At 70.9% G+C, this 14,190-nt stretch carries 14 protein-coding genes; 3 read left to right on the forward strand and 11 right to left on the reverse strand.

Annotated elements, in window-relative coordinates:
* The first annotated feature begins 29 nt into the window (after positions 1–29).
* Positions 30–1,001: a helix-turn-helix domain-containing protein gene (locus HQQ85_RS19715; protein WP_173184332.1), complete on the forward strand. Its 972-nt coding sequence runs from the start codon at positions 30–32 to the stop codon at positions 999–1,001.
* A 36-nt stretch (positions 1,002–1,037) separates the two neighbouring features.
* Here the strand turns inward: HQQ85_RS19715 and HQQ85_RS19720 are convergent, their stop codons facing one another.
* On the reverse strand, positions 1,038–2,567 hold the full coding sequence (locus HQQ85_RS19720; protein ID WP_173184334.1) for a GMC family oxidoreductase: 1,530 nt from the start codon (positions 2,565–2,567) through the stop codon (positions 1,038–1,040).
* A 144-nt stretch (positions 2,568–2,711) separates the two neighbouring features.
* Here HQQ85_RS19720 and HQQ85_RS19725 point away from each other — a divergent pair, with 144 nt between their 5' ends.
* Entirely contained in the window at positions 2,712–3,527 is an 816-nt protein-coding gene (locus HQQ85_RS19725; RefSeq protein WP_173184336.1) for a MoaF C-terminal domain-containing protein, read from the forward strand.
* A gap of 39 nt (positions 3,528–3,566) precedes the next feature.
* On the opposite strand, the gene HQQ85_RS19730 is transcribed toward HQQ85_RS19725, so the two are convergent.
* The 9 genes from HQQ85_RS19730 to HQQ85_RS19770 form a co-directional block, all read right to left on the reverse strand.
* Complete coding sequence (locus tag HQQ85_RS19730) at positions 3,567–4,283, reverse strand: ABC transporter ATP-binding protein (protein WP_173184338.1); 717 nt, start codon at positions 4,281–4,283, stop codon at positions 3,567–3,569.
* The gene (locus HQQ85_RS19735; protein ID WP_173184340.1) at positions 4,280–5,008 is read right to left on the reverse strand and encodes an ABC transporter ATP-binding protein; all 729 of its coding nucleotides are present in this window, start codon (positions 5,006–5,008) and stop codon (positions 4,280–4,282) included. Before HQQ85_RS19735 ends, HQQ85_RS19730 begins: the two co-directional genes overlap by 4 nt.
* Entirely contained in the window at positions 5,005–6,075 is a 1,071-nt protein-coding gene (locus HQQ85_RS19740) for a branched-chain amino acid ABC transporter permease (protein ID WP_173184342.1), read from the reverse strand. The genes HQQ85_RS19735 and HQQ85_RS19740 overlap by 4 nt, the downstream gene beginning before the upstream one ends.
* A complete protein-coding gene (locus HQQ85_RS19745; protein WP_173184344.1) occupies positions 6,072–6,938 on the reverse strand; it encodes a branched-chain amino acid ABC transporter permease in 867 nt (288 codons plus the stop codon). The genes HQQ85_RS19740 and HQQ85_RS19745 overlap by 4 nt, the downstream gene beginning before the upstream one ends.
* A gap of 28 nt (positions 6,939–6,966) precedes the next feature.
* The gene (locus HQQ85_RS19750) at positions 6,967–8,271 is read right to left on the reverse strand and encodes an ABC transporter substrate-binding protein (protein ID WP_173184346.1); all 1,305 of its coding nucleotides are present in this window, start codon (positions 8,269–8,271) and stop codon (positions 6,967–6,969) included.
* A gap of 127 nt (positions 8,272–8,398) precedes the next feature.
* Complete coding sequence (locus HQQ85_RS19755) at positions 8,399–9,151, reverse strand: SDR family NAD(P)-dependent oxidoreductase (RefSeq protein ID WP_254069591.1); 753 nt, start codon at positions 9,149–9,151, stop codon at positions 8,399–8,401.
* An 11-nt stretch (positions 9,152–9,162) separates the two neighbouring features.
* Positions 9,163–10,572, reverse strand: coding sequence for an aldehyde dehydrogenase family protein (locus HQQ85_RS19760; protein ID WP_173184348.1), 1,410 nt, complete (start codon positions 10,570–10,572; stop codon positions 9,163–9,165).
* A gap of 130 nt (positions 10,573–10,702) precedes the next feature.
* Complete coding sequence (locus HQQ85_RS19765) at positions 10,703–11,146, reverse strand: nuclear transport factor 2 family protein (protein ID WP_371741976.1); 444 nt, start codon at positions 11,144–11,146, stop codon at positions 10,703–10,705.
* A gap of 3 nt (positions 11,147–11,149) precedes the next feature.
* Positions 11,150–12,256: a zinc-binding dehydrogenase gene (locus HQQ85_RS19770; RefSeq protein WP_173184350.1), complete on the reverse strand. Its 1,107-nt coding sequence runs from the start codon at positions 12,254–12,256 to the stop codon at positions 11,150–11,152.
* 162 nt (positions 12,257–12,418) lie between these two features.
* On the opposite strand from HQQ85_RS19770, the gene HQQ85_RS19775 reads away from it, so the two are divergent.
* Positions 12,419–13,234 (forward strand): MoaF C-terminal domain-containing protein, encoded by an 816-nt coding sequence (locus HQQ85_RS19775; RefSeq protein WP_173184352.1) that lies wholly within the window; start codon positions 12,419–12,421, stop codon positions 13,232–13,234.
* 61 nt (positions 13,235–13,295) lie between these two features.
* Here HQQ85_RS19775 and HQQ85_RS19780 read toward each other — a convergent pair whose 3' ends face one another.
* A complete protein-coding gene (locus tag HQQ85_RS19780; RefSeq protein WP_173184354.1) occupies positions 13,296–14,189 on the reverse strand; it encodes an NADP-dependent oxidoreductase in 894 nt (297 codons plus the stop codon).
* Position 14,190: the final 1 nt, after the last annotated feature.

The following is a 14,190-nucleotide window of genomic DNA, read 5'->3' on the forward strand; positions in this document are numbered from 1 at the left end:
GGCGCATCGCTATTACGAGGTGGTAATACGTGAGCACTGCAGCATCCGCGACCGATCCCGGCCCGCACACCGTCCGCACCACTGTCGCGCAGAGCCTGCGCGACTTCCGGCTGACCGTCGCCCAGTCGTTCGTGCCCCTCGAGGTCGCGAGCCTCGGTGCCGCTCCGTTCTGGGGCCGGCTCCGCACCGTCGACGTCAACGAGGTGCACGTCAGCGAGATCACCGCCACGTCGCACCAGGTGCTCCGCACCCCGAAGCTCATCGCCGACAGCGACCCGAAGTACTACAAGGCGAGCCTGCAGGTCTCGGGCACCGGCCTCCTCATCCAGGACGGGCGGGAGGCCCTGCTCGAGCCGGGCGATCTGGCCGTCTACGACACCCAGCGGCCGTACTCGCTCGTCTTCGGCGAAGACATCCGGATGCTCGTGCTGATGTTCCCGCGCGACCAGCTCGGCCTCCCACCCGACGCCGTCGGGCAGCTCACCGCCCACCGCTTCTCGAGCGACGACGGCCTGGGGGCGATGATCATCCCGTTCCTCCAGCACGTCTCGCAGAACCTGGACCGCTTCGGTGGGGTGACCGGGCCACGGCTCGTCCAGTCGGCCATGGACCTGATCACCACGATGTTCGCCAGCGAGCTCGACCTCGACGCCGACGCGGGCGACAGCCACCAGCTGCTGATGCAGCAGATCCGCCGGTACATCGACGTGAACCTGAGCGCGCCCGATCTGGGCCCCGAGCGGATCGCCGCCGCGCACTACATCTCCACCCGGCACCTGCACGGACTGTTCCGCGAGAAGGGCACGACCGTGTCGACGTGGATCCGCGAGCTCCGGCTGGAGCGCTGCCGGCGCGACCTGCTCGACCCGCTGAACGCCGCGGTGACGGTGGGGGCGATCGCCGCCCGCTGGGGCTTCTTCGACGCCGCGCACTTCTCGCGGGTGTTCAAAGCCGCCTACGACGTGTCGCCGAGCGACATCCGCAACCGCCCCGGGCAGTGACGCCCGGGGCGGCGGACGGGGCCGCGGCCGTTCAAGTCAGGACAGCAGGAACTCGGCGGCCTTCTCGGCGATCATGACGGTGGGGGCGTTCGTGTTGCCCGTGGTGATCCGCGGCATGATCGACGCGTCGGCCACCATCAGGCCCGTCAGCCCGTGCACGAAGAGCGTCGAGTCGACCACGGCCAGGGCGTCGTCGCCCATCCGGCAGGTGCCGACCTGGTGGTGGTACGTGATCGCGGTGCGGCGCACGTAGCCGCGGAGCTCCTCGTCGCTCTGCACCTCGGGGCCGGGGTAGATCTCCCGGGCGCCCCACTCGCCGGCCAGAGCATCCGCCCGGCCCATCTCACGGCACTGCCGGACGCTCGCCGTGAGCGCCTCGAGGTCGGCGTCGTCCTCGAGGGCGTGCAGGTCGATCAGCACGGCGGCGTGCGGATCGGATCCGGCCAGGGTGAGCTCGCCCCGGCTCCGAGGGCTGACGATGCCGCCCATCAGAGTGAAGCCCGACGCGGGGCCCGACATCCAGTCCTCGTACATCGGCACGCTGAAGTGGATGGGCTGGGTGTCGGGCACCTCGAGCCCCTCACGACTGCGCCAGAACAGGTGCGACTGGGTGATGCCGGTACCGGCGGCCGGAGCGACGATCTCCTTGGCGTCGGTGGCGAAGATGACGGGGGAGAGCAGGTGGTCGTGCAGGTTCTTGCCGACCCCGGGAAGGTCGTGCACGACCTCGATGCCGAGCGCCTCGAGCTCGGTGGCCGGCCCGATGCCGCTGCGCAGCAGGATGCGCGGCGAGTCGATCGCGCCGGCGCAGAGCACCACCTGCGGAGCCATCACCTGACGCAGCTCCCCGGCCACCTCGTACTCCACGCCCACGACGGCCGTGCCCTCGACGAGCAGCCGGTGCACCCAGGCGCCGGTGGTCACCTCGAACAGCGGCGAGTCCACCACCGGCTGGGCGTAGGCGAGCCAGGTGTTCAGCCGCTTGCCGTCGCGGATGGTGAGCTGCTGACGGGACACCCCGTCGAGCGTCGCGCCCTCGTGGGTCGCGTTGTAGTCGGGGTTCTCGTCGAGGCCGATCTCGACCGCGGCGTCGATGATCGACTGCTGGATCGGGTTGAGCTCGTAGTCGACGGTGACGTCCAGCAGGCCCTCGGTGCCGCGGCCTTCGCTCGCGGGGCCGTCGTACTTCTCGATCCGCTCGAAGATCGGCGCGACGTCCGCCCACGACCAGCCCTCGTTGCCGAGCGCCGCCCAGCCGTCGTAGTCGGCGGGGGCGCAGCGCACCCAGATCATCGCGTTGAGGGAGTGCGAGCCGCCGAGCACCTTGCCGCGCGGGAGGTGCAGCCGCCGGTCGGCGGCGTGGCTCTGCGGAACGGTGAAGTAGTCCCAGTCGTCGGCACTGTGCCAGATCTCGCCGAGGCGGGCCGGGTCGTGGATGGCGGGATTGGTGTCCGCCCCTCCGGCCTCCAGCAGCTGCACCGAGCGGCCGGCGTCGACCAGCCTTCGGGCGATCACCGATCCGGCCGAACCGGCGCCGATCACGATGACGTCAGGACCTGCGTTCATTGCGTCTCCTCTCTGATGACACGGTCCGACAGTGGCACACGCGCGGTGGCGCGGGACAGTGCAGGCGGGCTGCTGTTCGCTGACCGGCAAGCGTCGTTCCCCGCGCGACAACTCCGGCCGCCCGGATGCGGAGAGGCTGGGAGCATGACAGACATCTCCGATCGCGCACTCGACGAGGCTCCGGCCGACGAGTGGCGCAGCTACGACGAATTCGCCGCCGGTATCGACACCTACCGACTGCCTGCGGCCGACCTCAGCGGGATCGAGGTGGGCATCGCGCTCACCGAGGGGCCGAGCATCCGCCTCAGATTCGAGGATGCCCGCACCGTGACCTGGTCGGCCGACGGGGCGTTCGCGACCGGCCGGGAGAGCGACCCCTACGACGCCGTTCAGGTCAGGCCCGACGTGCTCTTCGTGAACCTGCCGCTGACCAGCCGGCACCGCGAGTCGATCACGCTGGTGTGGTCGACGACGACCGGGCGGGCGCTCGCCGCGCACTCGGTCATCCAGGCGGAGGCCACCGAGGAGGTGCCCCAGGTGACGCAGGAGTTCTGGAGCGGCGTGCTCGAGGGCGTCGAGCCGAGCGGGGAGGCGCCCGGGCCCTCGCGTGACCTGATCGGCAAGCGGAACGTCTACCGCTACAGCCCCTACCACCTCTACGAGCACACCTACATGTCGTCGCAGCGCTACATGTGGCAGTGCCTGCAAGGGGTGCAGCGGGGTCACGGTGACGTCGACATGTCGACCGTCTGGAAGTTCGCCGACGGCCTGTACCTGTTCTGCTTCCGCGAGTTCAAGATCGCGGTCGCGAGCGTCTGGCTGCATGACCTCGGTTACGCGCTGCAGACGACGGGCGTCTTCCTGGGGCTGAACGGCGCGGGCGAGGCCGAGCACTCCAAGGCGGGCGGGCGGATCTACCCGCTCGGGTCGGTCGATTACCCCGACGTGCAGCCGGTCTGAGTCTCCGCCTCCCTGACCGGGCCTTCACTCGGGGCCCGGTCAGGCCAGTCGGTAGGCCTGCTCGAGCCGCTCGGGCGCGTCGCGCAGCTCGGCCGCGGGCGCGTGCACGACGATGCGGCCCTGCGCCATGGCGTAGGCGTCGGTCGCCAGGTCGAGGGCCAGCTGCGTGAACTGCTCGATCAGGATGACACCGACCCCGGCCTCGGCGATCCGCCGGAGGGCGGGCACGAGGCGCCGCACGATGATCGGCGCGAGCCCGAGCGACATCTCGTCGATCACGAGGTACTTCGGCTGCACGACGAGGGCCTGGCCGATGGCGAGCATCTGCTGCTGACCGCCCGAGAGAGAGCCCGCCAGGCGCTCGCCGAGGGGGGCGAGCTCCTCGAACAGGCCGTGCACCCGCGCGATCGCGGCGTCGCGCTCCCGGGCGGGCAGGAGGAACGACGACACCCGGAGGTTGTCGAGCACCGTCATGTCCTTCAGCACCCGGTGACCCTCGGGCACGGTGGCGAGACCGGCCGCGCGCACCGCGGTGGGCTTGCGGCCCGAGAGCTCGAGCCCGTCGAGGGTGACCGTGCCGCCCTTCACGGGCAGGGTGCCGGCCAGGGCGAGAACCAGCGACGACTTGCCGGCCCCGTTCGGGCCGAGCAGGGCGGTGATCTCGCCGGGCCGGGCCACGACATCGACCCCGTGCACGACCTCGCGGCCGCCCCGCTCGATGGTGAGGCCGGAGATGACGAGAGTGGTGTCGGTCATGCTTGCTCCTCGACGTCGGCGGTTCCGAGATAGGCCTTGCGCACCTCGGGGGAGGCGAGCACGGCGGTGGTGGGCCCGAGGGCGATCAGCTTGCCGAAGTCGAGCACCGCGGTGGTGCCGCAGACGGTCGAGACGAGGTCCATGTCGTGGTCGATCAGCACGACGAGCACGTCGAACGACTCGGGGATGCGCTGGATCAGCGCGGTGAGCTGCTCGGTCTCGGCGGCGTCCAGCCCGGCGGCGGGCTCGTCGAGCACCACGAGCCGGGGTGACCCGGAGACGCACTTCGCGAACTCGACCAGCCGCCGCTCGAGCATCGACAGCGAGGATCCCGGCCGGTCCAGGCCGTCGAGCCCCACGAAATCGAGGGCGGCCTGCACCTCGGCCCGGCCGCCTCCGGTCTGCTCGGCGGCGAGGAGCACGTTGTCCCAGGCGCTGAGATCGTGGATCACCTGCTCCTGCTGGAACGTGCGACGGAGCCCCCAGCGAGCCCGTCTCGCCGGGTTCATCGCCAGCAGGTCGACCCCGTCGAACCGCACTGATCCCGACGAAGGGGACGCGAATCCGGAGAGCACGTTGAAGAAGGTGGTCTTGCCGGCGCCGTTCGGCCCCACCAGACCGCAGACGCCCGTGTCGAAGGAGAGGGAGACTCCGTCGAGGGGCTTCACCCCGCCGTAGGTCACCGAGATGTCGTCCACCAGGAGGCTGGGCGCGCCGGCGGTCATGGGCGGTCTCCGTTCTTCGGGCGCGACCGGTCTCGGGAGCCGGAGAGGCGTCTGCGGATGGCGTGGTAGAGGGTCTGCAGCTGTCCGGCGATACCGCGCGGGGCGGTGGTGATCGCCTGGATCATGCCGAGGCCGAGGATGACGAAGATGAGGTTGCCGTCGATGCCCCAGGCGTCCAGCAGCGGCGGGATGCCCTGCGAGAAGAAGCCCGCGATCACCGCGCCGAGCAGCGAGTACGCACCGCCGATCAGCACGGTGGCGAACAGCAGGATCGACTGCGAGGCCTTGAACGAGATCGGGTCGAGGAGCCCGGCGTTGCCCGCCAGCAGGCCGCCGGCCACGCCGGTCGTGGCCGAGACCACCGCGAGCGCCCAGAGCCGGTAGCGCACGGTGCCGATGCCGGCGGCGAGGGCGCCCGCCTCGCTCTGCCGGATGGCGGCCCAGGCGCGGCCGGGTCGGCTGGAGAGGTGCAGGGCGATGATCAGGAACATGACGATCGCGATGATCACGACGTAGCGGAAGTACGCGTCGTCGCTCTGCGCGATGGCGGGCCGGGCCAGCGGCTGCTGCAGCACGCCGCCTTCGGCGCGGCCGAGGAACCCGTCGCCCCCGTTGGGGAAGCCGGTCACGTTGAACACGACCTCGAAGGCCCCGGCGAGCATCAGCGTGACGATCGCCAGGTTGAGACCCGAGAGCCGGAGGGCCGGCAGCCCGACGAGCACGCCGATGATCCCGGTGCCGATCGCGGCGATCACGAGCACCACCTCGAACGGGAGGCTCGTGGCGTGACCGACGCGCAGGGTGATCCAGCCGCCGACGCCGATCAGGGAGACCTGGCCGAGCGAGACCAGGCCGAGCCGGCCGTAGAGCAGGGCGATGCCGGCGGCGGCGATCGCGAAGATCGCGGTCACCGTGAAGATGCGGGTCCAGTAGGCACCGAACACCGTGGGTCCGGCCGCCAGCACGGCGGCGAGCACGACGGCGACGACGATGTTGCGGGGGCGCAGCAGCCGCGACGCGTCCCACTTCGAGGAGCGGGCGGAGCGCTGCTGGAGCGTGGCGGTCATCGTGCGACCTCGATGGTGACGACCTTTCGTCGTTGCAGGTACAGGATGATGACGGTGGCGACCAGGAACGGTGTCGCGTTCGCGAACGGCGACGTCGCGGGAAACGCCGACGCCACCGCCTGGATGACGCCGATGACAAGACCGCCGACGAGCGTTCCCGGCAGGGAGCGGAACCGGCCGACCACGACCGCGGCGAGCACCGGGATGACGAGGAAGGTCAGGAAGGCCGGTTCGAGCCGGGTCTGGGAGGCCAGGAGCAGGCCCGAGAGCCCGGCGAGGGCGCCCGAGACCGTCCAGGCGAGCAGCTCCACCCGCCGCACCCGGATGCCGAGCATCGACGACAGCTCCCGGTCGCTCGCCAGCGCCCGCATCGCGGTGCCGGTCGAGCTGATCCGCAGGTAGAGCGAGGTTCCGATCACCACGACGACGGCCAGCACGAGGCAGATCACCTGCGTGGCCGTGATGCGGGTGCCGGCGACACCGAGACCGATGGTGTCGGTCGCGAGGCGAAGGGTGCGCGCCTTGTCGTTCCAGGCGAAGAGCATCACGCCGAGGAGCACGAGGGCGAGCCCGAGGGTGGCGGTCGCCTTCGTCAGGGTGGTGACGGTGGCGAGGAACGGTCCGGCCAGGAAGCCGAACAGGAGGGAGAGAGCCGTCGCGACGACGATGCCGACGAGGTAGGCCAGCACGGGCTGCATCCTCAGTTCGACGAGCTGCCAGGCGAGCATCGCGGACAGGGCGCCGAGGGCGCCGTAGCCGAAGTTCAGCACCCCGGTGGTGCGGAAGAGGACGAGCATCCCCACCCCGCTCAGGGCGTAGAGGGATCCGGTCACCAGACCGGCGATGATGAAGGGCAGGAGCATCGCGACGGCTCTCTCGATCCGGCCGGCGTCAGCCGGCCAGGCCCTCGGACTTCTCGCGGTCGACGATCGGCTGGAGCGACGGGTCGTTCACGTTCTCGCAGCCGGCCAGCTCGCCGTAGACGCCGTCCTCGATCACGGCCATGCGGGTCGCGTGGTTGGCGTTGTGCGCGTCGGCCTCGCCGTAGTACCAGGGTGCGCAGAGCAGGTCGGACGAGAAGCCGGTCACGCCCTGGAGCGCCGTCGAGACGGTGTCCCGGTCGATGTCGCCGTCCATGCCGAGGAGGGTCTCGGTGAAGATCTTCGCGGCGAGGAAGCCGGCCTGGCTGAAGGTGTCGCGCGGGGCGTCGCTCGGTGCATAGGCGTCCATCACCGACTTCCAGAGCTCGTTGTCGGTGCCGTCGGCGTCGACGAGCTGCAGCTCCGAGTTGGAGATGAAGCCGTCCCAATAGGCGCCGATCTGCTGACCGAACTGCGCGTCGTAGCAGGAGGCGGTGCAGGCCCAGGAGATCTCCCCACGAAGGTCCTGCTGCTCGGCGGCGGCGAGGATGGACGCCGTGATCGGCCCCGGGTCGGCGATGATCACCGCGGTCGGGTTCGCGTCCTTGATCTTCTGCAGCAGCGGCAGCCAGTTGCTCTCGGTCGGGTCGCTCAGCTCGGAACCGACGATGTCGATGCCGTTCGCGGCCGCGTACTCCTCGATGCCGGCGGCGACCCAGTCGCCGTTGCCCTGGGTGTTCAGCCCCACCTGGAACACGCGGTCGGCCTGCCCCTCCTTCTGCAGGTGCTGGAGAATGGCGATCGCGCTGTTGCGCGGGCCGGCGTTGATCGGCGCGATGTTGCTGGAGTTGAAGCACGCCTGGGGCACGCCCACGCCGGTGATGGAGAACAGGTTCGCCTTCGCGTACTCGGCGTTCGCCACGTCGCAGCCGATGAAGGTCGCGTCGCCGACGAGGCCGACCACGCTGGTGTCGGCGGCGTAGCCGGCGGCGAGCTGCGCGGTCTTGGTGGGGTCGAGCGCGTCGTCCTGGAAGGAGTACTCGATCGGCCGCCCGTCGATCCCGCCGTTGTCGTTGACGCAGTCGAAGAACGCCTGCGCGGCGACGGGAGAGGACGAGAAGTCGACGCCGCCGCTCGCGGTGGCGATCGCACCCACCTTGATGGGGTCGCCCGAGGCCGCCTCGCCGCTGGCGAGGCCGCATTGCAGTTCGGACTTCTCGGTGGTGCCGCCGGCGTTGCCCGTGTCGGCGCTCTCCGACACGCAGGCCGACAGACCGACGGTCAGCAGGCCGACCGTCGCGAGCACGAGTGCGCTCTTGGCTGTGAGGAATCTCATGAGGGTGTACTCCTTCGTACAAGGGGGGAGTGGTGCTGGGTCCAGCATCCGGGCTGGGCGGCCGAGGCCGGTTGTCCCGGGGGGAAGAGCGCTTGCACTCAGGTGCACGGGCTCCGCGGCGTGCCTCTCAGATGCCGGCGACCAGGTATCCGCCGTCGACCGGCAGCACGGCGCCGGTGATGAACGACGCCGCGTCGGAGGCGAGGAAGGCCACCACGATGCCGATCTCCTCCGGGTCGCCGTAGCGGCCGAGCGGGGTGCGGGAGAGCAGTCGCGGTCCGACGACCGGGTCGGCCTTGAGCGGCGCGAGCAGCGGGGTGTCGATCCAGCCGGGCGCGATCGAGTTCACCCGGATGCCGTCGGGGGCATAGGCCTCCGCCAGCGACTTGGTCAGCTGCACCACCCCACCCTTCGACGCCGAGTAGGCCACGATGTCCCCGCCCCCGAAATAGGCGTACATCGAGGCGATCGTGATCACGCTGCCGCCCGTCTTCGAGAGCAGGCCGCGCGCGAGCTGGATCGTGCGGTACACGGCCAGCAGCTGGATCGAGACCACGCGCTGGAACGCGTCCCACTCGTGCTCCCGCTCGCCCAGGCTGATGCCGGCCGCCGGCACCAGGATGTCCAGACGCCCGAGCCCCGCGAACAGCCGCGTCAGGGCGGCGTCGTCGGTCACGTCGAGCTCCTGCACGCGGATGCGCGGGTCGTCGAAGAGCGCCGGGTCGGCTCCGAGGCCCACCGCGTGCACCTCGGCGCCGAGGCGTGCGAGCACCCGGGCGGTGGCCGCGCCGAGGCCCGAGGTGCCGCCGGTGACGACCGCGACGCGGCCCTCGAAGAGGGACGGGAGGAACGTCGGCTCGGGCATCCTGAACTCGGACATGCTGACCCCGCTCAGCCGTTGATGACCTGCGGCACGGCGACCGACTTCAGGCCCTCGACGCCGAACTCCAGCCCGTACCCCGACGCCTTGACGCCGCCGAACGGCGCCATCGGGTGCAGCGTGCCGTGCTGGTTGATCCAGACAGTGCCCGCCTCCAGTCGCGCCGCGACCTCGCGGGCGACCGCCGGGTCGGACGACCAGACGGAGGCGCCGAGGCCCACGTCGAGGCCGTTGGCGCTCGCGATGGCGTCGTCGAGCTCGGTGTAGCGGATGATCGGCAGCGCCGGCCCGAACTGCTCCTCGTCGACCAGCGGGTCGCCGTCCTTCAGGTCGGCGACGATCGTCACCGGGTAGAACAGCGCACCGAGCTCGCTCGCGGGGGAGCCGCCCGTGATCACGCGGCCGCCGCGGGACTTCGCGTCCTCGACGAGGCCGACGACGATGTCGAACTGGCTCTTGTTCTGGATCGGGCCCAGTACGTTCGCCTCGTCGAGACCGTTGCCCATCGGCATGGTCGCGGTGACCTCCTTGAGGGCGTCGATGACCTGCTCGTAGACCGAGTCGTGCACGTACAGCCGCTTGAGGGCCGCGCAGGTCTGCCCGGTGTTGATGAACGCGCCCCAGAACAAGTCCTGGGCGATGGCCTTCGCGTCGGTGCCCGGTAGAACGATGCCGGCGTCGTTGCCTCCGAGCTCGAGCGTGAGCCGGGCGAGGTTGGCGGCCGAGCCCTTGATGATCTCGCGGCCGGCCGCTGTCGACCCGGTGAACATGACCTTGGCGACGTCCGGATGCGCGGCGAGCCGGGCCCCCACGGTGCGGTTTCCGGTCACGGGGACGAGCACGTCGGCCGGCAGCACCTCGTTCATGATCGACACCAGGGCGAGCACGCTGAGGGGAGTGTTGGACGAGGGCTTGATCACGACGGTGTTGCCCATCCGCAGCGACGGGGCCATCTGCCACATGCCGATCATCAGGGGCCAGTTCCAGGGGCCGATCGCGCCGACCACGCCGGCGGCCTTGTAGCTCAGCACGGCCCGGGTCTGGCCGTCGTCGACGAGGGTCTCGGCCTCGAGCACGGTGTCGGCGGCCGCCCGCAGCCAGGCCGAGCAGGCGCCCACCTCGAAGCGTGCGTTCGGACCGTTCAGGGGCTTGCCCTGCTCGCGGGAGAGCAGCTCGGCGAGAGGCTCCGACTCCGCCTCGATGCGGTCGGCCACCGCGTTCAGCAGCTCGCTGCGCTTCGCGTGGCCGAGGGCGGCCCAGGAGCGCTGCGCGGCCTTCGCGCGGGCGACGGCCGCGTCGAGCGCCTCGACGTCCTGCTCGAGCACGGCGCCGATGGCCTCGCCCGTCGCCGGGTCGCTCACGGTGCGGCCGGTGCCGTCCGGGGCGACGACGCGCTCCAGCAGATCGGTGTATTCGGTCATGACTTCCTCCTCGATGAGTGCCGCGGTGGCCAGCTCTTCCAGCATCGCCAGCCCGGTCGGGCGGCGGTTGATCGTGGGCGCACGCCGCGTGTGCGACAGCGCAGCGACGGGACGGAACGGAACGCGACGCTCAGTGCATCGCGTCGAGCACCTCGGCCGTGTCGGTGATCTGCTCGAACCGCACGGCCTTGCCGTCGCGCACCCGCCAGACGTGCGAGACGCGGGTGGTCAGCGACTTGCCGGTGCCCTTGTTGACGCCGCTGTAGGTGCCGAGGCCCACCACCGTCTCGCCGTCGACGATCAGCTCGTCGATGGCGACCGACCAGCCGTCCCAGTCCTTCGCCAGACCGATGAAGACGGCCTCGCGCACGGCGTCGACGCCCACGTAGGTGCCGCCGATCGGGAAGCCGGCGGCCTCGGTCCAGACGATGTCGGGGGAGAAGTCGGCGAGCATACCGGGCAGGTCGCCCCGCTCCCCGGCGGCGTAGTGGGCTTCAATGACCTCGCGGGGGCTCTTCACGGTGTTCGGCTCCTTGTTCGTGTCGGTTTCGGTTTCGGTTCGGGTCTCGGTCACGGCTCAGTCCTCCAGCACGAGCACGGCCTTGATCACGTCGTCGCGCTTGGTGCGCACGACGTCGTAGGCCTCCTCGACCTGCTCGAGGGGGAAGCGGTGGGTGACGAGGTCGGCGTAGGGGTAGTCGTCGGCCGCGAGCGCGGCGATCGAAGGCTCGTAGCCGCCGGCCGACAGGAAGGAGGGCAGCACGTCGATCTCGCGCGTGAGCAGGTCGCGATCGGAGCCGAACGTCACGTCGGCGCCCCACCCGCAGGCGCCGGCGAGCACGACCCGCCCGCCGCGCCGCGCCAGCGTCACCGCGAGCGACTGGGCATCGGGTACCCCGGCGATCTCGATCACCACGTCGGCGAGGCCGCCGAGCGCCTCGACCACCGCCTGGCGCACGTCGTCGACGCGGCGGGAGTTGACCGTGTCGTCGGAGCCGAAGCGGCGCGCCAGCTCCAGCCGGTTGTCGCGGGTGCCGATCATGACCACGCGCGAGGCCCCCTGGATCCGGGCCGCGGCCGAGATGAGCAGACCCACCGGGCCCGGGCCGATGATCGCCACGGTGTCGCCCGGCGCGACCCGGCCGCGCTGCACGGCGCGGAAGGAGACGGCGACCGGTTCGACGAGGGCCGCCGTGTCCCACGGGATCGACTCCGGGAGCCGGTGCACGATGGCCTCGGCCGGCACCTGCAGATGGTCGGCGTAGCCGCCCCAGAGCCCGGGCGCCGCCGTGCGCGGGATGTTCACGCCGTACTCGCGGCCGACCGGCAACCCGGCGGCAGGGTCGTCGCGGTCGCAGAGGTTGTAGCGGCCCTCCCGGCAGCGGTCGCACTCGGTGCAGGGCAGCTGCATCTCGACGGCGATCCGGTCGCCGACCGAGAGACCTCGGGCATCGGCGGCGTTCTCGCCGATGGCGAAGACCTCCCCGACGAACTCGTGCCCGGGTACCAGGGGGAACGGATCCCCGATGTGTCCCTCCAGCAGGTGCAGATCGGTCGCGCAGATGCCGACGCGACGCACCCGCATGACGAGTTCGTCCGGAGCGGGTTCCGGCACGTCGGCGGTGGCCAGTTCGATGACGCCGCGTTCCGGGAACACGACCTGCCGGGACGTCGTCTGCGCCATCATTCCTCCTCAGCGCGCCGCGCTCCGATGCGGGGCCGCCGACACAGCGTCGCACCGGCCCCGACCCCCGGCGTTGTCGTCGACCGAACGGCCGTTGACCAGGAGCGAACGGTGACCGGGAGACTCTTGGCGGGCATCCGGAACCCGTGCCACCGTCGTCGCATGACTGACGCACTGACGAGCACGACACTCCGGGACGAGTCCCCCGAGTGGCTGAACATGGACGACTTCTCGGCCGGCATCGACGCCAACCGGGTCGCCCGCACCTCCGACCTCGCTGGCCGCTCGCTGCGGATCACGGGCCACGACGGCTCGCTCCGCCTGAGCTTCGGCGACGACGGCACGGTGGCCTGGGAGGCCTCGGGGTTCGAGTGGTCGGGATCGGGATCCGATGCGTACGAGGCGGTTCCGGTGGGCGACGGCGCCTACTGGATCGACTTCTCGCTGGGCGAGCGCCGGGTGGAGACGATCACGATCGGGCTGCACCCGGAGCGGGGGTGGGCGCTTATCGTGCACTCGCGCATCCACGACGAGGGCGCCGACGTCGACACCCGGGTGATGCAGACGTTCCACCCCGGACGGATCGACGGGGCGGCGGGCGACGCCGAGCTGCCCGCCCCCACCCGTGACCTGATCGGGCGGCGCACGCTCTTCCGCTACAGCCCGAACCACCTTTACGAGCACATCTACCTCAGCTCACGCCGGTTCACCTGGCACAACCTGGTGGGCGAGCAGCGCGGCCACGCGGCGACCGAGCTCGCGACGACCTACAAGCTCGACGACGGCATCTACCTGTTCACCTGGCGGGAGGAGAAGATCCCGGTGGGCACAGTGTTCATCTTCGACTACGCCGGGGGCCGCTCGACGGGCAAGTTCATCGGACTCGAGGGCGACGGAACGATCGCCAACTCGCCGGGCGGCGCGCTGATCATCCCCTTCGGCTCGTCGGACTACTCGGCCCACGTCGACCCGGTCTGAGGCTTCGGGATGCTCGGCGACACCGTGGTTCCGTCGTCGTCGAGCACCCGCTCGCCCGTGGTCAGGGCGTGACGACGAGCTTCCCGACGGTGTGACCGCCTTCGGCGTGCCGATGGGCCTCCGCGATCTCGTCGAGGGCGAAGCGGCGCTCGACGGGGAGCGAGAAGCCGGGCAGTGCCGCCGCTTCGGCGAACCCGTCCCGGGGATCCGTCGTGCGCGCCGCTCCGGTGGACACGCGTGCGCCGAGGCTCGGGGCGCTGAAGTCGCTGATCGAGATCACCCGCGAGGCATCGCCGACGAGGGTGACGAGCTCGGGGATCACCCCCGCCCCGGAGATGTCCAGTGCTCCGTCGACGCCGTTCGGGGCGGCCTCCGACACCCGGTCGACGAGCCCGCTCCCGTAGACGACGGGGACGGCGCCGAGGCGTGTCAGGTACTCCTGGTTGCGGGCGCTCGCCGTGCCGATGACGGTGAGCCCGCGCGCCACGGCGAACTGCACGATCGCGGTTCCGACCCCGCCCGAGGCGCCGCTCACCAGGATCGTCCCTGCGGTCAGACCCAGCTCGGTGAGCAGCCGTCCTGCCGTCTCGGTGGCGACGCCCCATCCTCCCGCTTCGACCGGATCGACGCCTGTCGGGATCCCGGCCCACTGCGTCAGCACTGCCACCTCGGCCATGGTGTCGCGACCGGTCCCGAACACGAGGTCGCCGACCGTGACGTCGCCGACCCCGTCCCCCACCTCGAGCACGGTGCCGGAGGCGTCGAACCCCGTGCCCAGAGGGAATGCCGGAACGCCGGTGGGCATGGTGCCCGACCGGATCTTCGTGTCGAGTTGATTCACACCGGCTCCGGCGACGCGGACGGTGATCTCGCCCGGCCCCGGGCGGGGCGTGTCGACGTCGACGACCTCGAGCACGTCGGGCCCGCCGAATGATGAGTAGCGCACTGCCTTCATG

This window comes from Herbiconiux sp. VKM Ac-2851 (assembly GCF_013205105.1).
GTDB lineage: Bacteria > Actinomycetota > Actinomycetes > Actinomycetales > Microbacteriaceae > Herbiconiux > Herbiconiux flava.